This is a genomic window from Roseofilum sp. SBFL, assembly GCF_017746885.1.
Classification (GTDB): domain Bacteria; phylum Cyanobacteriota; class Cyanobacteriia; order Cyanobacteriales; family Desertifilaceae; genus Roseofilum.
The window spans coordinates 1-19,847 of sequence record NZ_JAGHZH010000127.1 but is presented as its reverse complement, the minus strand read 5'-3'; the positions used below and the strand labels follow the sequence as shown (position 1 = coordinate 19,847).

The following is a 19,847-nucleotide window of genomic DNA, read 5'->3' as shown; positions in this document are numbered from 1 at the left end:
TTAAACTTCATATTCGATAGTAGTTTGACTAGCATGAGAGACTTATTCTACCGATTGAATCATACGGGTATTCAGGTGGACATATCCACCTTCTCTAAAGCCTGTAAATCGAGAGAAGACCACAAATTCTATCGCATCTATTGGTCATTTATCGAAGAAATGAGTGAAACAGCGATTTAATCTGAATAATGTGGAAGCTAAAGAACAAATAAAAAGGCTGGTAGCCGAACATCAAGATCCTACTTTAGCTGAACTATGTGAAGGGTTTGCACAGCTCACGGGAAACGGGGTGAGTCGGACAGCGATGTGCCGAGGTTTACAGAAGTTAGGACTATCTCGTAAAAAAAACGAGATACAGGGGTATTGTCGCAGGAATTCTTCAATATTACTCATCATTTTATTGCGGGTCAAATTGATTTACAATATCCCCCTGTTCTGTCACTTTCCAAAAAAGGGGAGTGAAACCCTGATGCTTTCGTTGGCGATCGCGGGCTGTTACTCTGGGAAATTCGTCAGAATCTCCCAGAGTGACAGAAGAGAGATACAGCGCTTCGCGCGGTAAGTATAAGTTTGACTAAGGAGGAAAACAAGGCTACCATTTGGATAGATTTTTTTCTATCTTTGAGGATAGAATGTTGTATTTTATCCTCTTTTTTTCTCTGTTAAGCTAACTTTCAACACTTCTGCTATTACCTATTAACCATTACCGCGCGAAGCGCTGTAACTTAAGGGGATAACTTGGCCTTTTTTAACCGATTTTTCTCGTACCATTCGGCAATTTCAGGCATCCAACTTTGGAAATGGGGAAAAATATGCTCGCAGAGCTTTTGGCATTCGAGTTGAGCATCCAGCTTATATCTTAAGTCTAACAAATGCATCAGCGATCGCCCATTCAAAGAAACCACGAAATGCTGGCGCACATCAAACGGAATAATCCCTCGTGCATGTTCTTCCGATATGCCACTCTCCACCATTTGCTGATATCGTTTTGCCCCTTGCAAACACCACTCTAAATCCGATTGTCGCTGTTCTTCGGTATAAGTATAATGCTTGCCCTGACGATTGCTATATTCTCCTACCGGACGCAAGTAAAATACCTCTTCAATCGGTTTTAATCCTTCAGCCGCTTGTATAATTCTCGCGCCGGTATAGCGGTTAGAATTATGAACTACGAGACCGTTTGCCACAAAGTTATGCCAATTTCCTGAAACTTCTAAATCATAGGTCATTTGCTCGCCTAAATATTCAACTTTCACAATCTTGACGGGATGAGCTTTGAGTTTATTCCCTGGAGGATTTGGCTTACTCGGCCAAGATTTAGGCTTCAAAATGGGTTGATAATTTTGAGCGAATTCTTTCTCTTGATTATTGTGATGAACCTTTTTATGGCAAGATTGGCAGAGGGTAATCAGATTATCAAACTCATAAGCCAAACTTTCATCAGCATAAACAGGAACTAAATGATGAGCATGTAAAATCCCTCCACGTTCGCCACAACTCTGACAGATATAATCAAACTTTTCGTGAACTTGAGGAGCAATATCTCTTGTCCATGCACCAATTTTTTGGCGCTCATTAGATGTGCCGCCTTTCCAGAAGTTAGACTCTGCTCCTCGTCGCGTATATTTCCGGGCATTCTCTCGACGCTTTTGTTGACTCTGTGGTGACAGATTGAGATGGTAGCCAGTTTTTCCTTTATTCCATGGATTCTTTTGACCTTTGGGACGTTTATTCAAGGATAGACCATAAAAACAAACCCACTTTTTAATGGCTTCAATTGAACAATTACAAAGGCTTGCCATCTCATCAACATGGAGACCTTCCTCCAATTTTTCCTCTAGCCATTCTCGATCGCGATAGAGAGGATCAATTGTCGATAAATGATTTATCTTTTCTTTTTCCGGATACCAACCATTCCCAGCGACTGGCATCCCATTACACATAACAGCAGCATCTTTAGTCATGTTAATCACATGACCATCCGCTCCAGTCACTAATCCTACTGCTTTACCCATAGTTTGCCAACCTTCTGAAGTGAATAGACGATGATTGACAGTACAATCGAGGGTTTTTCCATTTTCTAAGATTATGCGATAAACCGGTTGCATCCCTTGACAGATAACTTGTTTGATCTGTCCAACTTCAAACAAACCAGTATCCTCGTTTAAGACGCGTAACCGCATGTTCCTGAGTCTCTGTTGACAATTACGGCGATATTCTCCAGAGGGTTCACCGTTTCGCCCCCTAATTTTTCTTGAACGAATTGCTTTTTCACCATTGTGCCAGAGATCATATAATTCCCCAATGGTTTTTTTCAGCTTTTTGCTGCTTTCTCCTTTACAATTGACAAAGGTGACTTCCGTATTGGCAGCTAGACATTGTACATCGAACGAAATTCCTACCCGATGAGTCCGTACCTGTTGCATGACACTGTGGGGAAAATAACCACAATTTAAAATGATTTGAGGATGTTCTATGGGGCCATAATGTCCGCGACCGCCTGATAATAAATGCTTGACAATCAGTTCCCCGGCTTTCGATTCGTTTGGCCACTTTTCTCGCTCATCGTAGACTAGATTTTCACTATAATCTTGATGCATCGCCGCATAGATGACTTGCTGGGGATTGGGGGTTTTAGCAATGACTTCAACTCTAAATTGATCCATGATTGAAAAGGTTAGATTAAGCCCTTTGTTCTTTGATATTGCAACTCATTAATCCTTGATAGACAAGGGGATGGGGCCCCTTGTTAAGGGCCGGATTGAATCCTAAAAAATGACGACCTTAGAATATCATAGTTTCTAACTGTTTAACCTCGTTTCCAGGAGAGCCACCAATTAAGAATTGTTTTCGACCAATAAGATTGATTAAATTGCTCAATTTGCCAGCGATCGCCCACTCTTGTCAGCAGTTGTGATACACTGCCAAAGACCCCCGGACTATCCTGGAGCGCTTGCAACTTCAGTCGATGACGAATAGCTAGACTCAAGGGTTGGATCAACTCTTCTGCTCTGGTTCCCAACACTGTAGCGCCTAGAATTGTGCCATCCGGTTGCACAATCACTTTAATAAACCCCGTAATCTCCCCAGATAAAACTGCGGCTGGATTGGTTTTTAAATCTTCTTGAATCACCTGCACCTTATCTCCATATCGCCTCATTGCGCTGGCTTCGGTTAATCCTACTCTAGCTAAGGTGGGTTGGCTGTAGACCGTATAGGGTAACTGTTGATAATCAATAGTAAAGAATGGTAACAATAAGGCATTTTTAATGGCGATTTTTGCCTCATATAGGCTAAGATGAAGTAATGAATATCCACCCAAACTATCCCCACAAGCATAAATTTTGGGATTTGTAGTTTGTAGTTTGTTGTTCACTCTTAAACCCCGATCGCCCCATTCCACGCCGAGAAACTCCAACGTTGGAGCAGGAAATGGCAAAGCAGGAAGAGTAACTAATAACACGTTATCGACGGCGATCGCCCGATTTCCCACTTGCAACCAAGTTTGTCCCTCAATCGGTCGTGCTTGAGTCACCTGGGTTTCCAGTAAAATCTCCACACCCAACGCCTTCAGTTGAGCTTGAATCAGATTAGACGCTTCCGGTTCTTCTTGGGGCAAAATACAGGAATTCTCGGTAATCAGCGTCACTTGAGACCCCAACTCTTGAAAGAATTGCGCCCACTCAATCCCACGAGGCTCCGATCCAATAATCGCCAAAGACGAAGGAGGTGACTTCAAGCTCACCAGTTGCTTTGGGGTTAGATAACCCGTACTCGCCAAACCCTCAATCTCAATCCTGGGCTGGGTTTCCGGAGCCAGCAAATAGGCTGAAGAGAGCAAACGACGGTTGCTTAAGGCGATCGCAATTTGTCCCTGTTTTTCCTGAAACTCCGCCCATTCCTGAACCAAATCAATCCCCAACTGCTCTAGAGCCGGCGGAGAGTCCATCAGTGCTAATGTCTCCACTCCAGTTTGTACCCATTCACACAACCATTGATAGGATAGATCCTCAGAATCCCTCATCGGATCGAGCCGATTTTGACCCTGTCGCAACGGTAGAGGCAACGTTAAACCATCCTCGAAACCGTAGCTAGGAGAAGTCTCTGGTGGCACAATCAGTGCCACCCTAGCCTTTCGTTGCGCCGCCATAACCGCCGCATAGGTTCCCGCTGGAGAACCTCCCCAAACAATCAGATCGTAGTCAACAGACACAATAAGCAGTTATACGAGAGTGGACACAAGCAACAAAGTTAACTCTTGAGCGTCTATATTTCCTGACCAATCTACCCCATCCATTGACAAGCAACCTTGCCAAACTTCTACAATAGAGCCATCCTCAATCCGAACTGTCCCGAACTTCAATTCCCTTGTGGGAAAAAGAACGCGACCAGGGGAATTGACGGATGTAGCAGAAGTAGACAGAAGAGGGAACTTATAGATAACATCTTTAGAGCCTATTGTATTCTAGCGGTACACTAAAACAACGTCTTCACGATCGAGAGGTACTTGCCTCTCCCTTGCTTCAACTTTGTCCTAACCTATGACTCGTGTGAATAAACCCAACTCTGACCAGAATACCAACCCGACTCCCGAAAATCCTTGGATTGAAGGACTCAAAACCATTGGACTGGCAGCCCTTCTTGCCATTGGGATTCGTCATTTTGTCGCCGAAGCCCGTTATATTCCCTCCGGGTCAATGCTACCCACCTTACAGTATGAACCCACCCACGATCGCCTCATTATTGATAAACTCGGCTATCGGTTTGGTGACCCTAAACGGGGGGATATCATCGTGTTTTCTCCCACGGACAAGATGAAGGAGAAAGACCCCAATTTCAAAGATGCCTTAATTAAGCGAGTCGTTGGTTTACCGGGCGATAAAATTGAGATTGTAAATGGGCAAGTTTATATTAACGATCGACTCTTAGATGAAAATTATGTAGCGTCCGAGATTAACCCCTCCGCCGAGATCGACGATACATCCGATCATCAATTTACAACCGTAGATGTTTGTCCCCCCGATCAACGATTTCTGGATCAACCTCAAATTGTACCTCAAAGCTCCTATGTGGTTTTAGGTGATAATCGCAATAGCAGTTATGATAGCCGCTGCTGGGGAGCAGTACCGCGAAAAAATATTATTGGTCGTGCCGTGCTTCGCTTTTGGCCCTTAGGACGTTTTGGAACCCTAGATGGAGTCCCTATTTATCCAGAGGAAGAGAGTTAATTCATCCCTTGCTTTATAAGGTGAAAATTTTTTATCCCCACCCATACCCATAGTATATAGCAAGGGAAGTAAGGGAAGAGAGAGTGAAGAAAATTTCTATTCCCTATTCCCCATTCCCTATTCCCTATTCCCCATTCCCTATTCCCCATTCCCTATTCCCCATTCCCTATTCCCTATTCCCTATTCCCTATTCCCTATTCCCTATTCCCTAGCGCGAAGCGCTATAACTTTCCACAGACAAATAAGTATAGCGGTTTAGACTTTCCTTGTAGCTATTGAGCAACCGTTGCGATTCTGCAATAGAAATCGTTCCTTCTTCTAGAGCGGATTCCGTTTGCTGGCGAATACTTTCAATTAAGTCTTCAATATCATATTCTACATAACTCAAAACATCCGCCATTGTATCTCCTTTTACGACCTGCTTAACCTGATAACCTTTAGGCGTTAAGGCAATGTGAATCGCATTGGTATCGCCAAACAAATTATGCAAATTTCCCATAATTTCCTGATACGAACCGCCTAAAAACAAGCCCAGATAGTAGGGTTCTCCGGGGTTTAGGGGATGCAAATCCAACAAAGATTTGACATCGCGTAGATCGATAAATTGGGTGATTTTACCATCACTATCGCAGGTAAGATCGGCTAAGGTTCCTTGACAAGTGGGCTGTTCATTTAAGCGATGAAGAGGCATAATCGGGAATAATTGATCGATCGCCCAGCTATCCGGCGCTGATTGAAACACCGATAAATTGACATAGTAAATCGAAGCCATACTCATCTGGAGACCTTCGAGATCGTCCGGTACATAGGGTTCGTGGCGAATGATGTCCAAGATCTTCTCACAACAGGCCCAATAGAGCTGTTCGGCTTTCGCCCGTTGGCTTAAACTCAAATAGCCAAAATTAAACAAACTAATGGCTTCTTCCTTAAACTGAATCGCATCATGGTAGCATTCCTGATAATTATTGACCTGAATAAATTGGTATGTTTCCCACAAATTGCGGATGATCAAATGATCGCTACTTTCGACCTCGAAAGCCTTCTGTGTCAGCACTTCACTGGTTCCTAAGACATCAAAAATGAGTACGGACTGATGGGAGGCGATCGCCCTTCCACTTTCGCTCACCAGTACAGGGGCTTTCACTTTGGCTTGTTCGCAGGCTTCTTTGACCTCAGCGACAATATCATTGGCATAATTCTGCATATTGTAATTTTTCGAGGCATAGAAGTTGGTTTTTGAGCCATCATAATCGACTCCTAAACCGCCCCCCACATCCAAATAGCGCATATCTGCACCACTTTTAGCCAATTGTACATAAATTTGGCTCGCTTCCCGGATGGCATCTTTAATCACACTAATCGAGGAAATTTGAGAGCCAACATGGAAATGCAACAGTTGCAGAGACGATAATAGATTGGCCTCTTGCAGGCGTTCCATCACATGGACAATTTCGGGAATGGTTAAGCCAAATTTTGCTCCATCTCCTGTGGATGTAGCCCAACGACCTTCCCCTTTAGCGCTCAGTTTCGCTCGCACTCCCACCACTGGAGTGACTCCTAATTCTTGGTGGGCTTTGATCGCTAACTCCACTTCTTCGAGTTGCTCTAAAACAATGATCGTTTGTTTGCCGAGTCTGCGGGCTAAGATGGCGGTTTCGATATATTCCTTATCCTTATATCCGTTGCAAATTAACAGGGAATTGGAGGTTTTCAGGAGAGCTAAGGCGATCAACAATTCGGGTTTAGATCCCGCTTCTAGACCAAACTGGAAGGGTTGGCCAAAATGAACCAAATCTTCTACCAGTTGCCGATGTTGGTTGCATTTGACTGGAAAGACCCCTTGATAAATGCCAGGATAATTGTATCGGGTGATGGCTTGAGAAAAACAAGCATTCAGCCGCTCCAAGCGATCGGCTAGTATATCGGAAAAGCGAATGACGAAGGGAAGATGAATATCGCGCTGTTTCAGAGCTTCTACCAGCTCATAGAGATCTAAGGAACCCCCGCGATCGCCTTTTGGGGAAACCACCACATGACCGGCCGCATTAATGGAAAAATAGGGGTCTCCCCATCCATTAATGCGATAGAGTTCCTCAGAATCCTCAATGCTCCAAGAGGAGGCTGCTTGAGTCGGTTCTGGAGTCTGTACGGGGGCGATCGCCTGTTCTGTGGTTGATGTTACCTCAACACCCATAGTCTGATTCCTCTGAAGATTTACCCAAGATAGTTCTTGCCGCATTTTAACGCTCACGCCATACCTTTGAATCATCCGATCGAGGGTGAGGCTCAATTCAAACCCATATCATGCACTATTTTAGATGAAACAGTCCACTAGAGTGGGTTATCGACCCTGACGGTTATCCTGGCGATCGCCTGTTCTCTTCCAACCACTCTGAAATTTCCGCTACTAACCATTCCTTTTCTCGGAAGGAAATAAAGGAGCCAAATTGATGCTTTTTAACCCCTTCAAATACGGCACAGTTTAGCAGGGGTCTGCCATTGACTTTCATTTGAGTATCGTGGACACAGATTTTTTCTAAATCTGATGTTTTGCCTTGAATTTTACGATTAAGTAACCACACTTTCCATTGAATCCCAAAATTATCTGAGTCTATTCTCATATAGCTTCTTACCCCTGAAATCCAGGATAAATAGAGGATAAAGCCCAAACCCACCAAAATATGCAGGATCGCATAAGAAAAAATCAGGCTAAGTCCGTGTTCCAAAATACCAAGTAACATAGACCCATTCCAAAATAAAGCAAATATCCAAATGAAAACATCTTCTGAACGAAAGCCTCTTGGGGGAATATTCATCACTAATAATCTAGCGGTTTTGTGTAGTGTGATATGACTTTTTTTGGGCTTTGGATATTTGTATACATCAGCCATATCTTTTCTGATATCTATATGAGACTGATTTTCGAGTGCCTTTAATGCCTCAGTTGCGGACTCAAAGCGATCCTCAAACATCGGTTCTAAAACACGATCGAGCCAATCCGCTAATGTCGGTGAAATGTTCACTGAAGAGTGAAAATCAATCTTCATCCGTTTCTGAGGCAGGCGATCGGGAGAATGATGGGTAAGTAAATATAATACGGTTGCACCTAAACTATATAAATCCGAGGCAAAATAGGCTTTAGCCGTTAACTGTTCCGGTGGCATATACCCAATTGTGCCGACAAAGGTTTGACCCCCAGAAATTGTCTGTCGATAAACCTCTTGCACTGCACCAAAGTCAACCAAGAAAACTTGACCATCCGGTTGATAAATAATATTCTGGGGTTTGATATCCCGATGGATAATAGGAGGCGTAAAGTTATGGAGATAGACCAGGATTTTCAGGATTTGTACGGTAATATCCCTGATTTCTTCTTCCGTGAAATGCTTCCCGTTTTGAATCACATCCTCTAAAGACGCTCCAGCAACTAATTCCCGAATTAAATAGAAGATGCGATCCTCTTGAGTATCGACATGAAAGAAATCGAGGTATTTGGGAAGTTGGGGATGATGCAAATGGGCAATCACCTTAGCTTCTCGTTCAAACAGCTCCAAAACCTTCCAATCTTGCGCTTGCTTTAACGACACTGCCTTGATTGCGACCCTTTGATGATTGCTCAAGTCTTCAGCCTCGTAGGTGATTCCCATCCCTCCTTGACCTAAAGCGTCAATAATCCGATAGCGTTGGGCAATCAAATCATTGCATTGGTGTAGGGTCATATTGACGATTCTCCCGTTAATCCCTAATTGATCCATTATATTTTGGGTTTAATGAGATAATTGGAGGCGCTTATCTAAAAAGGAGATCGCTTTGGAACGTACTTTTCTAGCCATTAAACCCGATGGTGTACAACGGGGATTAGTCGGTAACATCATCAGTCGCTTGGAAAGCAAAGGCTTTACGTTAGTAGGCTTAAAGTTGATGAATATCAGCCGGGAACTGGCCGAGCAGCATTATGCTGTGCATAAGGAACGGCCCTTTTTCAATGGCTTAATTGAGTTTATTACGTCCGGCCCAGTAGTCGCCATGGTCTGGGAAGGGGATGGAGTTGTTGCATCAGCTCGGAAAATCATCGGTGCAACGAATCCCTTAAATGCAGAACCCGGAACCATTCGCGGTGATTTTGGGGTCGATGTTGGCCGCAATCTGATTCATGGTTCAGATGCGATCGAAACGGCTCAAAATGAAGTTAACCTGTGGTTTAAGGAAGAAGAATTAGTTTCTTGGGAGCCGAGCCTGATCTCCTGGATACGGGAATAGGATTCGGTATGATCTTTGGGGGATAGGGGGACACGAAGACGCGGAGACTCCCTATTCCCAAGCGCCAAGCGCTATAGATTACGGTTTGGTGAGGAGTTTTGGTCCGCTCCACTGAATACCGATCGCCCCTAGAGGTGCAGTTACGATTATACTCAAAACGGCGATCGCTAAAATGGTTTGTCCCGTTACTTCTGTCATTGAGGTCATTTTTCCGTCATAAAATAAACTTAGGGGCACTGCACCAATGGCTGCTTGTACGGTAGCTTTGGGCCAATAGGCAATGATGCAAAAAAGCTTTTCTTTACGGTTCAAATGGCACTTAAGTAAGGAAAGCCAAACCCCCACGCTGCGAGCGAACAAGCCCAAAAACAGAATCAACAAGCCAATTCCCAACACCTCGGTACTAATTTGATTCAAGTTTACCTGCGTGCCAATATAAACAAATAAGAGAATTTCTGCTAACACCCACACCTTGCCAAATTTTGCCGCCAGTCGATGGGCAAGAGTATCATATTTTTCCAGAATGATAAACCCGATCGCCATAATTCCTAATAAACCGGCGATCGGAATGAGGTTTTTCACGGCATTAATTTCGGTAAACTCATAAAACAGTACTGCAATCATCGTAAATATAATTACTTTTTTGGTATCGCGGATATGATAGCGCTTAAAGAACCATACCAAGCCAAACCCAATCCCCACCCCAATGGCGGCACCTACGAAAATTCCCAGGGGAACACTCACCAATACATGGGTTAAATTTAACGATTCACCCGTCGCTAAACCGACAAAAACGCCAAAAATAGTAATAGCAAATACATCATCAACTGATGCACCCGCCAACACTAAAGTGGGCACTTCCTTATGTTTTCCCCAACCCGCATCCTTAAGTTCAAGCATGGATGGCACAACTACCGCAGGAGAAACGGCTGCTAAAATAAATCCCAGCATTCCCCCTTCAATCAACGTTAAATTTAAAAGAAAATGAGACAACAATAAAATTACAGTTCCCTCGATAATTCCGGGAATAAAACTGAGGCGAATAGCTGGCCCGCCAATCGTATTTAAGGTAGCGCGATTAATGCCTAAACCGGCACGAATTAAAATGACAATTAAGGCGACCGTTTTAAATTCTTTTAAAAGCTCTAAAACAGGATCGCTGACCCAATCTAAAAAACTGGGTCCGATGATTAATCCCGTAGTTACTAACCCCAATAATCCGGGCATGTTTATCCGTATCAACAGATAATAGAAGAGTAGCGATACCAGGATAATTAAGGCTAATTCGAGTAACATGGAAGTTTGGGGAATAGGAAATAGGTAAGGGGCAAGAGGCAAGAAGCAAAAGTAAAAAAAAGTCCCCCTTAAAAAGGGGGATCAATAACGTGGGTAGTCTCTCTCCAAATTCTCGATATTCAATTAGGCATGACCCAAGGCCTTAGAGGCAGAAACCCCGGCTTGTCGAAGTTGCCGCGAATATTGGGTGCTAACTAAACCGACCACTGCCCATTGGGTTAACACGGAGACCATTACAGTAACGGCTGATGCATGGTTGAGGGCTTCCCAGGGAAAGATAGTAAACATCCACACAAGGGGTATATTATGAGGCTCGGCAGACAGAACCAGGAATAGAAGTGGAGGTAAAGTAATAGACCCACCGATCGCTGCGGTTGCCCAAATCCCGCTTTTCTTGGATTTCATCATCATCATCAGTTGGGCAACACTGGCATAAACGAGCAAGACAGAAAAGCTCAATAACAGGTTGAAGATCCCATGGATAACATTGCCCTCATCTCCGGGCCACATTAAAATCCAGGGTAGGATGATCAATTGAGCTTGGAGTAGATTTAAGGCGATCGCTAATAGAGCTGGACTTTTATCTCCAGATATCAGGTCTTGAAATAGGCCCTGATGCCGAGTTTCCGACATATGGCGATACCGTGCCCAATCGACACAAACCTGTCTTTGGGGAGATAAAGCGGCCATTAATCCCGCAAAGAAAATTAGGTTGAAAACCAGCAAACAATAGAGATTTTCAAACTCATGTCCATGGGGAGCTAAACCCAGAGTAAAGACGCTGAAGCATCCGGTTAACCAAAAGGACTGTTGTTTACTGATTAAAGTCTTATTGGGATTGCGGAAGCAGCGATCGATTACCAGCCAATTCCAGGTTATCCATACCCCGCAAGTCACCACCATGGCTATACTTAAGGTCACCACGGTCTGACCAATAGGCAGAATAAACCAATGCCAGTCCATCGAATGATCTAGCAAATCGATTAAATTGTAATTAAAGAGCTGAATATGATCCAACCATTTTTTCTCAATGAGATAGGGAATTAAGCTAGAAGGCGAAACCAGTTTCAGGACATCAATGGGCGCATCTTCGACGCGCATCAGGGATGTGAAAAACAGAAATGCCGTAACCAAAGCACCGCCTAACCAAGCTTGGAAGCCACCCATCCAATGACTGACCAAACCGAAGAGAATGGAACCACTGAAAAAGAAGGCACTACAAGCCAATAGCACTCCATAATAGAGGGCAAGTAATCCTAGGGGCATATCTAGATTTATCGCTGCCCACAGATGGAGGGGAAAAGCCAGGAAGCCACCAAAATAGAGTAAGCTGGGCGCTCCGAGCAGTTTACCCATCAAAATTTGTTGGGTAGACTGGGGACTCAGGCGAATAAAATTTAGGGTTCCCTTGCGCTCTTCTCGGTCAAGGTCACTAATAATTAAATAGGTTCCCCCTACCAAGAGGGCAAACAAACCAACCATAGTTAACCAGACAAAGAGATCTGACCACCAAAGTTGCCAGTTAACTTCAGGATTGCCGAACCGATCCATTAAACAACGTAACTGGTGATAATAGTATTCGGCATTGCCTCCGGTACAATAGCGGTGATATTCGCTATAGCGATTGGGTAATTCATTAAGGAAGCCAAATAGCACCAAGATTTGGGTAAATAAAGACATACCACCGGCAACCATGATGTTCCGAGTCTTAAACCGGCCTTTGAGTTCTCGGAATAATTGGGGGTTGATCTCCCCAATTGTATTCATTAAATCTAGTCTCATCGTCATATATCCTTTATAGGGGGCACAAGGTTAGATCTGTGAACATAATAGATATCTGCATATCCAATTACAGATGTTCGTCCTTAGATTAAGATGCTTGTTTATGACCCAGTTTCAGGAAGATGGTTTCTAAGTCTTCCTGAGTGGCGTAAAACTCAGTTACCGGTAAATTCGCGCTCACGAGCGATCGCAATAACTCGGCGCTCTCTTCTGGGGTTCCGTTAAAGTTGACCCGTAAATGACCGGATGAGAGAGTTTCCCATCCATCCACTTGGGAAAATTGTTTAAGTTCTGTAATCAGTGCATCTTGAGATCCTAGGGTTGCGATCGAGATTTGTTGACGACTTAGCCGTTGATACAAATCCTTTAGGGTTGTACTTTCGACTAAATAGCCCAATTCCATGATTCCCACAGACGTGCAGAGTTCTGCCAAGTCACTGAGGACATGGGAAGAAATTAAAACGGTCATTCCCGCTTCTTGGAGAACTTTAATAATTTCCCGAAACTGCATCCGCGCAATGGGGTCTAATCCCGAAACCGGTTCATCAAGCAATAAAACAATGGGTTCATGGATAATGGTTCGGGCTAGGGAAAGTCGCTGTTTCATCCCCCGCGAGAGGGTGGAAATCTGACTATTACGTTTATTGCCCAGTTGTACCAGTTCTAGCACATCATAGAGGCGTTGCCGACGGCGCGGGTCTTTGAGTTGATATAAGCGGGCAAAATAGTCTAAATAATCCCAAACTGTGAGATCGTCATAAACCGGGAAATCGTCTGGTAGATAACCAATGCGCCGTTTTAGGCTGGGGTTAGAATGGTCTCTGAGGAGGCGATCGCCATTAATATAAATCTCACCTGTTGTTGGCTCTTCAGCCGCTGCCAACATACGAATTAAGGTCGTTTTCCCTGCACCGTTGGGGCCAATCAAACCATAGACTTCACCGCGTCCGACTTCTAAATCTAAGTCGTTGACTGCAATATGACGATCAAATTGCTTGGTCAGTCCAGAGGTACAGATTGCCAGTTCTTTTCCCATAATCCCTAATTTAAAGCTTATGTATCAGCCTAGCCTGTAGGACTGGGATTTGGCAGTATTGTTTCCAAAAGTGTAACGGGTTCGCTCAGTGAACGGTTTGATCTCAATTTTAAGGTTAACGGCCTAGGGTTTGATTGGCGATCGCCGGCTGTAATGAGGGAAACTTATTTGACTTTCCAAGAGTTACAGAAGAGGGATTAACATCAAATCGGTGAATCACCCGACCCTGTAAAGCATGATGCAACCAAGGTGTATTCGCTGCGAGGGATGTCAGAGTTGCGCTATCTGGAGTCCAAGATACTTGAGGGTCGAATACAATCAACTCTGCGGGTTGCCCCACCTCGAAACTTGGTGGCGTTTGATGCAAGCATAAAGCCGGATGGGTACTCAAACTGCGCCATAATTGCACGGCCGAGAGTTCTCCCGTTTCTACTAATCCTTGCCAGAGTAGGGGTAGGGCTAATTCTAAGCCGATCGCCCCTGCCGGAGCTGTTTCAAAGCCGACTGTTTTTTCTTCATAAGTATAGGGCGTATGGTCAATGGCGATCGCATCGATCGCACCTTGGCTCACCCCCCAAATCAAGGCTTCTCGATCTTCAGGATTGCCCAAAGGAGCCGTTAAGCGGAAACTGGGATCGTAGGGAGCAAAATTATACATCGACTCCATTCCCTGGCCAGATGAACGGCGATCGCCGTGGTGATGGGAGGAAATAGCCTCTGTATCCAATAATAAATGCATCCAACTGGTACTTGCAGTGACCGGAAGTCCTCCCTCCTTTGCTTCTTGAATCAACTGTACAGACCGTGCAGTAGACACTCGCATTACATGGACGTGGGTTTGGGTTTGGGCGACCAATTCTAGAAGTGCCGCCAATGCTGCGGTTTCGGCGGCGGCAGGAATTCCGGGTAAGCCTAACTGGGTAGACATCAGGCCTTCGCGCATTACCCCATTGGTGGCTAAATCTACTGCCAACGGCCAGATGGCTACCGGTTTTCCTAAGGGCCCGGCATATTCTAATAATCGTCGTAAGAGGAGTAAATTGGCGATCGCTAGGCCATCACTAAACCCCACCACACCCACACTGGCTAACTCCGCCAACTCATTCATCTGTTGCCCTTTTGCTCCTTGGGTGAGCGCTCCCCAAAAGGAGAGTTGCACCCCCAGAGACTGAGGCGCTTTCCCTTTCAGCAGAGATACCGTTGCTGGGTTATCGATGGGTGGGTCAGTCGTTGGCAATACACCCACTCGAATAAATCCCCCGGCTCTAGCTGCACACACTAAAGACTCCAAGGTTTCCCGCTCTTCAAACCCCGGTTCCCCACTTTGACTATATAGATCGACCAATCCCGGTGCGACGATCAGTCCTTGGCCATCATGCACTTCAGTTTCTGGGGGATAGCGATCGATAGACTCACCTATGGCTTTAAGTTTGCCATCATCTAACCATACATCTTGAATCTGGTCCGTTTGGGCGATGGGATCGATCGCCCGCACTTGTTTAAGCAGCGTACTCATGAGAGGTTTAGGCTATGGGAGGATAAGGGAGTAACCCGATCTTGCCCTCTCCCTAAATCCCTCTTCTGCGGGAGAAAGGGACAGGGGGATGAGGGGCAACCCTTTGATCAATGGGAAAATGTTATAGTTGGCTTTTATTTTCCATTGCCCATTGTCTATTGTCCGTTGTCCCTTGTCTACTTTCGAGATATGATTTTGGCATTATCGCGCCGCTCTAACCTCTCTCAACACATTGATTTTCCGGTTGTCCTCTGGTCGGGTCAATCGAGTCCCCGCAATTTTCCAGCGAATGTTTATCCCTTTCGCGCCAATAGTCATTTCCTCTATTTTGCTGGTCTCTCCATTCCCCGCGCAGCGATTCGTTTAGATCGAGGCAAGCTAGAATTATTTGTGGACGATCCTGCCCCAGGTTCGGTATTATGGCACGGCCCGGAACCGACTGCGGCTCAATGGGCAGAACAAATGGGTGCTGATGCCCATTATCCGTTAGCTGCTTTAGCTGAGAGAGCCGAAGATGCCGCAACGCTACCGGTGCAAGATTGGGCAACTCGCCAGCAACAAGCCCAATGTTTGGGTCGTTCTGTATCTCCTCTGGAGGGTCAAGATTTAGAGTTAGCTAAGGCAGTGGTTGAGTTGCGTCTGTGCCATGACGAACCGGCTTTATCAGAAATTCGGCAAGCCGTCGCGGTGAGTGTCGAAGCGCACTTAGCCGGGATGAAGGGGACAACAAAGGCTAGTACGGAGGCTCAGGTGCGATCGCTCATTGAAAGCGTATTTATTGCCCATGAAATGACTCCAGCCTATTCAAGTATTGTCACGGTTCATGGGGAAATTCTACATCACGATCGCTCTCCTCATCCCTTAACCCCTGGAGATTTATTGCTCGTAGACGCAGGAGCCGAAACTCTGGGGGGATGGGCATCGGATATTACCCGCACTTGGCCGGTGAATGGGCAATTTTCTCCCACTCAACGGGCAATTTATGAGGTTGTTTTAGCTGCCCACGATCGCTGTATTGCTCAAGTCAAACCCGGTCAAGAATACGAGGAAATCCACTTAGAGGGAGCCTTGGCCATGGCAGAAGGATTAGTGGATTTAGGCATTTTAATTGGCAATCCAGAAACCTTAGTCGAACAGGATGCCCATGCCCTCTTTTTTCCCCATGGAATTGGTCATTTATTGGGTTTAGATGTCCATGATATGGAAGATTTGGGTGATTTAGCGGGTTATACTCAAGGACGCAAAAGGAGCGATCGCTTTGGCTTGCAGTTTTTGCGATTAAATCGTCCTCTCCAACGAGGAATGATCGTTACCATTGAACCCGGATTTTATCAAGTTCCAGCAATTTTAGATAATCCCCAATTCCGCCATCAATATGATAAACTTGTTAGATGGGAAAAGCTTGCCCAATTTAAGGATGTACGCGGGATTCGTATTGAAGATGATGTATTAGTTACAGACCAAGGGGCAGAAGTATTAACAGCACAATTACCAACGACTCCAGACCAGATTGAACAAGTGATGATTAACTAGCCATAGGCTTATTTGCCTGCACCAAAGGTTCCAATTGTTTATCAATGCGGCGAATATGATTCACAAACCAATCGAGTAAATTGCGTTGCACTTGATCTGCAACGAGATTGAAATTCCGATTCATTTCAATATCACTCTTAATCTGGGTCAACATCTGCACAAAACTCTGATGGGCATTTTTATTGTCACAAGCTACAGGACACTGATAATTATCCATACAACCTTCTTCATACCGAAAATGAACGGCCACATAGCCATCGAGCATTTTCAAAATACTTTTAATTTCTCGGTTCGATTTTTTCGTCTTCAAGCCTTCTAGCAATCGATCCATTTCATCTAGCAACTGTTGATGTTGAATATCTAATAAGGGAATTCCAATTTCGAGAGAATCTGTCCAAGTTCGTGGCATAATCCACCTCTTTAGGCTTAAATAGGAAAAGAATTGAAACCGATTCTAACATGACTCACAGGACTGAAAGTTGATCAGATAATAAAGATTTCTCCAAAGTCCTGACATAGGGTATAGGAAACAACATTTGTTTTGAACTAATACCGTAATTACTCCGGATTAGTCTAGGGTGCAGTAGAAAAAATAAATAACCCGAAGAAACAACAAAACAGAATTTCTATGACTTCTATTTCTTCCTGGTTTGCTGAAAGCACACCGGCCAAAATTTCTCGTAAACGGCTTCCTCAAACCCTAGTAATCGTTCTGATTTTTACTAGTATGTTCACAGCGTATACTTGGAAATTAGCCGAACTGCAAATTATTCGGGGGAAAGAAAATCGAGAACGAGCAGATAGTAATCGCATTCGCCAAATGCCTGTCCCCTCAGACCGGGGAAATATTTTCGATCGCCAGGGAAAAATTCTAGTCTCCAATCGTCTCTCTCGGTCGGTTTATCTTTGGCCCAAAGAGCGATCGCCAGAAGAATGGGAAATTCAAGCGCAACAGTTAGCAACCGTTCTTAATATTTCCCCCAAAGAAATTATCGATCAACTCGCCGCCGATCGTTATCAATCTCGCCTACCAATTCGTATTTACCGCAATTTGAGCTTAGAAGAATTTACCGCTCTTTCCGAGTTCAATCTGATTGGGGTAGAAATTCGCTCAGAATCGAATCGTCTCTATCCCCATGGAACTTTAGCCAGCCATGCGATCGGTTATGTAGGAGAAGCCACCCATGAAGAACTCGACGCTAACCCAGATTATCCGATGGGGATGATTGTGGGCCAAATGGGAGTAGAACGGTTAGCCAATGAGCAACTCAAAGGTCAATGGGGTGGCCGGTTGGTGGAGGTGAATGCTAAGGGAGAAGAGTTGCGAGAATTGGGCTTATATGAATCTCGGTCTGGGGATTCAGTACAGTTAACCTTAGATCTAGAGTTGCAAAAAGCCGCTGAACAGGCTTTAAGAAACCGTCGGGGCGCAGTGGTAGCATTAGATGTTAAAACAGGCGGAGTATTGGCCATGGCTAGTGGCCCGACGTTTGACCCACAAATTTTTACCCGTCGGGTGACTCCCGAGGAGTGGGAAGAGTTACAAGGAGAGGATCAACCCTTTTTGAATCGCGCTCTACAGGGTTATCCTCCAGGAAGTACATTTAAAATTGTGACCGCAGCAGCAGGGATGGAGTCGGGGAAGTTTAGTCCCTATTCGATGTTAATGACTTCTGCTTATATTACAGTGGGCGGCATTCAATTCCATGAGCATAGTGGGGGTTATGGGGCGATCGGGTTTCGGGATGCCCTGGCTTACAGCAGTAATACCTTTTTCTATAAGGTGGGTATGGAAGCCGGAGTCAAGGCGATCGCCGAATGGGCCGAAAAGATGGGTATTGGCAAAACCACCGACTTAAGTCTCTTGGGGTTAGAAGGAGGACGGAATGGTTCTGTGCCGACTCCCGAACAAAAGCAAGACCTCTATGGTGAGCCTTGGTATCCTGGAGATACGGTGAGTATGTCCATTGGTCAGGGTTTGGTTTTAGCTTCTCCCTTAGAGTTAGCCGTAATGATCGGTAGTATTGCCAATGGGGGAATGCGGGTTAAACCCCATTTATTGGCTTCGCAAACGAATATCCAAACGATGCAACCGGAACCGACAGGATTATCTCCAGACACCATAGCAGCCATTCGAGAGGGTTTAGTGGCTGTGGTGCAAAAGGGAACGGGACGAGGGATGAATGATGGTTCGATTCCTTTGACGGCTGGAAAAACAGGGACTTCAGAGGTGTTGGGACAACAGTCCCATGCAGTATATGTGGGATATGGTCCCGTTAGCGATCCCCAAGTGGCGATCGCCGTAGTGGTGGAAAATGGCGGTTATGGTGGCAAAACCGCTCTACCCGTAGCTCAAGCAATTTTTCAGGCTTATTTCCGCCAGTAGAGCAGGAGAAATTGTTAACCTAGAGAAGATATCCTTTGAGTCACGAAAGATGAGTAGTCAGGAAGGAAAGGCGATCGTTAATGAATTCAAAACCCAGATATTTATTTTGGGTGGGTTTGTCACCCTCTTCTGGGTAGTCGAGATTGTAGATCTGCTCTTTTATAGCGGAGGGCTAGATCAATATGGCATTTTGCCGCGCAATATTATCGGTTTGCGAGGCATTCTCTGGTCTCCGTTCTTGCATGGTAATCTTCCCCATTTAATCGCCAATACAGCTCCCTTTTTAATGTTGGGATGGTTGGTGATGTTGCAAGAAACCAGCGATTTCTTTTGGGTAACAGCCATTACCATGTTAGTGGCTGGTAGTGGAGTTTGGCTATTTGGGTCCCCAGCGTTTCATATTGGCGCAAGCAGTTTAATTTTTGGCTATTTGGGGTTTTTACTCTTTCGCGGCTTGTTTGAACGCAATTTTTCCTCAATCTTTCTTTCCCTAGTCGTAGGTTTTTTCTATGGCGGTCTCATTTGGGGAGTGCTTCCCGGACAACCTGGGATTTCCTGGGAAGGTCACTTGTTTGGACTCCTTGGAGGTGTGCTAGCTGCTCGCTTTTTAGCCAAGCGTAAACACAGCACTTCGCGTGGTAATGGGTAATTGTTGATCTCCGCGTCCCTCCTATCCCCCTGATCCCAAATCCGGATAGTATGGGAAAGAGAAAGTCACACTGGCCACCAATGAAATTGAGTCAGATGACGAACTGGCTCGTGCATAGAATTAGCCAAGGTCAAACACCGCTCAACTAAGAGGTCTTCCAT

At 45.0% G+C, this 19,847-nt stretch carries 15 protein-coding genes and 1 pseudogene; 7 read left to right on the top strand and 9 right to left on the bottom strand.

Annotated features, from left to right (window positions below; genetic code table 11):
• Positions 1 to 141, top strand: a pseudogene (locus J7545_RS13650) (IS4 family transposase); the annotation flags it as partial.
• Positions 142 to 725: 584 nt separating this feature from the next.
• Here J7545_RS13650 and thyX read toward each other — a convergent pair.
• Both thyX and J7545_RS13640 read right to left on the bottom strand, forming a co-directional pair.
• Positions 726 to 2,666, bottom strand: coding sequence for an FAD-dependent thymidylate synthase (gene thyX, locus J7545_RS13645; protein WP_318719702.1), 1,941 nt, complete (start codon positions 2,664 to 2,666; stop codon positions 726 to 728).
• Between the two features lie 143 nt (positions 2,667 to 2,809).
• Complete coding sequence (locus tag J7545_RS13640) at positions 2,810 to 4,213, bottom strand: NAD(P)/FAD-dependent oxidoreductase (RefSeq protein ID WP_318698099.1); 1,404 nt, start codon at positions 4,211 to 4,213, stop codon at positions 2,810 to 2,812.
• A 328-nt stretch (positions 4,214 to 4,541) separates the two neighbouring features.
• Here J7545_RS13640 and lepB point away from each other — a divergent pair, with 328 nt between their 5' ends.
• Complete coding sequence (gene lepB, locus J7545_RS13635; protein WP_318698098.1) at positions 4,542 to 5,228, top strand: signal peptidase I; 687 nt, start codon at positions 4,542 to 4,544, stop codon at positions 5,226 to 5,228.
• 83 nt (positions 5,229 to 5,311) lie between these two features.
• Positions 5,312 to 5,440 (top strand): hypothetical protein, encoded by a 129-nt coding sequence (locus tag J7545_RS13630; protein WP_318719701.1) that lies wholly within the window; start codon positions 5,312 to 5,314, stop codon positions 5,438 to 5,440.
• On the opposite strand, the gene speA is transcribed toward J7545_RS13630, so the two are convergent.
• Together speA and J7545_RS13620 are read right to left on the bottom strand one after the other, a co-directional pair.
• Positions 5,437 to 7,422, bottom strand: a complete 1,986-nt coding sequence (gene speA / locus J7545_RS13625) for a biosynthetic arginine decarboxylase (RefSeq protein ID WP_318698097.1) — start codon at positions 7,420 to 7,422, stop codon at positions 5,437 to 5,439. The genes J7545_RS13630 and speA overlap by 4 nt on opposite strands.
• Positions 7,423 to 7,585: 163 nt before the next feature.
• The gene (locus J7545_RS13620) at positions 7,586 to 8,983 is read right to left on the bottom strand and encodes a serine/threonine-protein kinase (protein ID WP_318719700.1); all 1,398 of its coding nucleotides are present in this window, start codon (positions 8,981 to 8,983) and stop codon (positions 7,586 to 7,588) included.
• 55 nt (positions 8,984 to 9,038) lie between these two features.
• On the opposite strand from J7545_RS13620, the gene ndk reads away from it, so the two are divergent.
• Positions 9,039 to 9,488 carry a nucleoside-diphosphate kinase gene (gene ndk, locus J7545_RS13615; protein WP_318698095.1) on the top strand — a complete coding sequence of 150 codons (450 nt, stop codon included), beginning with the start codon at positions 9,039 to 9,041 and terminating at the stop codon, positions 9,486 to 9,488.
• Between the two features lie 78 nt (positions 9,489 to 9,566).
• On the opposite strand, the gene J7545_RS13610 is transcribed toward ndk, so the two are convergent.
• The 4 genes from J7545_RS13610 to J7545_RS13595 all read right to left on the bottom strand — a co-directional run bounded on the left by J7545_RS13610 (position 9,567) and on the right by J7545_RS13595 (position 15,118).
• On the bottom strand, positions 9,567 to 10,784 hold the full coding sequence (locus tag J7545_RS13610) for a cation:proton antiporter (RefSeq protein ID WP_318698094.1): 1,218 nt from the start codon (positions 10,782 to 10,784) through the stop codon (positions 9,567 to 9,569).
• 123 nt (positions 10,785 to 10,907) lie between these two features.
• Positions 10,908 to 12,572: a hypothetical protein gene (locus J7545_RS13605; RefSeq protein ID WP_318698093.1), complete on the bottom strand. Its 1,665-nt coding sequence runs from the start codon at positions 12,570 to 12,572 to the stop codon at positions 10,908 to 10,910.
• Positions 12,573 to 12,654: 82 nt separating this feature from the next.
• Positions 12,655 to 13,602: an ABC transporter ATP-binding protein gene (locus J7545_RS13600; protein ID WP_318698092.1), complete on the bottom strand. Its 948-nt coding sequence runs from the start codon at positions 13,600 to 13,602 to the stop codon at positions 12,655 to 12,657.
• Positions 13,603 to 13,717: 115 nt separating this feature from the next.
• Positions 13,718 to 15,118 (bottom strand): dihydroorotase, encoded by a 1,401-nt coding sequence (locus J7545_RS13595; protein WP_318698091.1) that lies wholly within the window; start codon positions 15,116 to 15,118, stop codon positions 13,718 to 13,720.
• Between the two features lie 189 nt (positions 15,119 to 15,307).
• On the opposite strand from J7545_RS13595, the gene J7545_RS13590 reads away from it, so the two are divergent.
• On the top strand, positions 15,308 to 16,651 hold the full coding sequence (locus J7545_RS13590; protein WP_318719699.1) for an aminopeptidase P family protein: 1,344 nt from the start codon (positions 15,308 to 15,310) through the stop codon (positions 16,649 to 16,651).
• On the opposite strand, the gene J7545_RS13585 is transcribed toward J7545_RS13590, so the two are convergent.
• A complete protein-coding gene (locus tag J7545_RS13585; RefSeq protein ID WP_318719698.1) occupies positions 16,644 to 17,060 on the bottom strand; it encodes a hemerythrin family protein in 417 nt (138 codons plus the stop codon). The two genes, J7545_RS13590 and J7545_RS13585, sit on opposite strands and share 8 nt — an antisense overlap.
• A 219-nt stretch (positions 17,061 to 17,279) precedes the next feature.
• Between J7545_RS13585 and mrdA the strand changes: the two genes are divergently transcribed.
• Entirely contained in the window at positions 17,280 to 19,037 is a 1,758-nt protein-coding gene (mrdA, locus tag J7545_RS13580) for a penicillin-binding protein 2 (protein WP_318699541.1), read from the top strand.
• A gap of 49 nt (positions 19,038 to 19,086) precedes the next feature.
• Positions 19,087 to 19,686 (top strand): rhomboid family intramembrane serine protease, encoded by a 600-nt coding sequence (locus J7545_RS13575; protein ID WP_318699540.1) that lies wholly within the window; start codon positions 19,087 to 19,089, stop codon positions 19,684 to 19,686.
• The last annotated feature ends 161 nt before the right edge of the window (positions 19,687 to 19,847 follow it).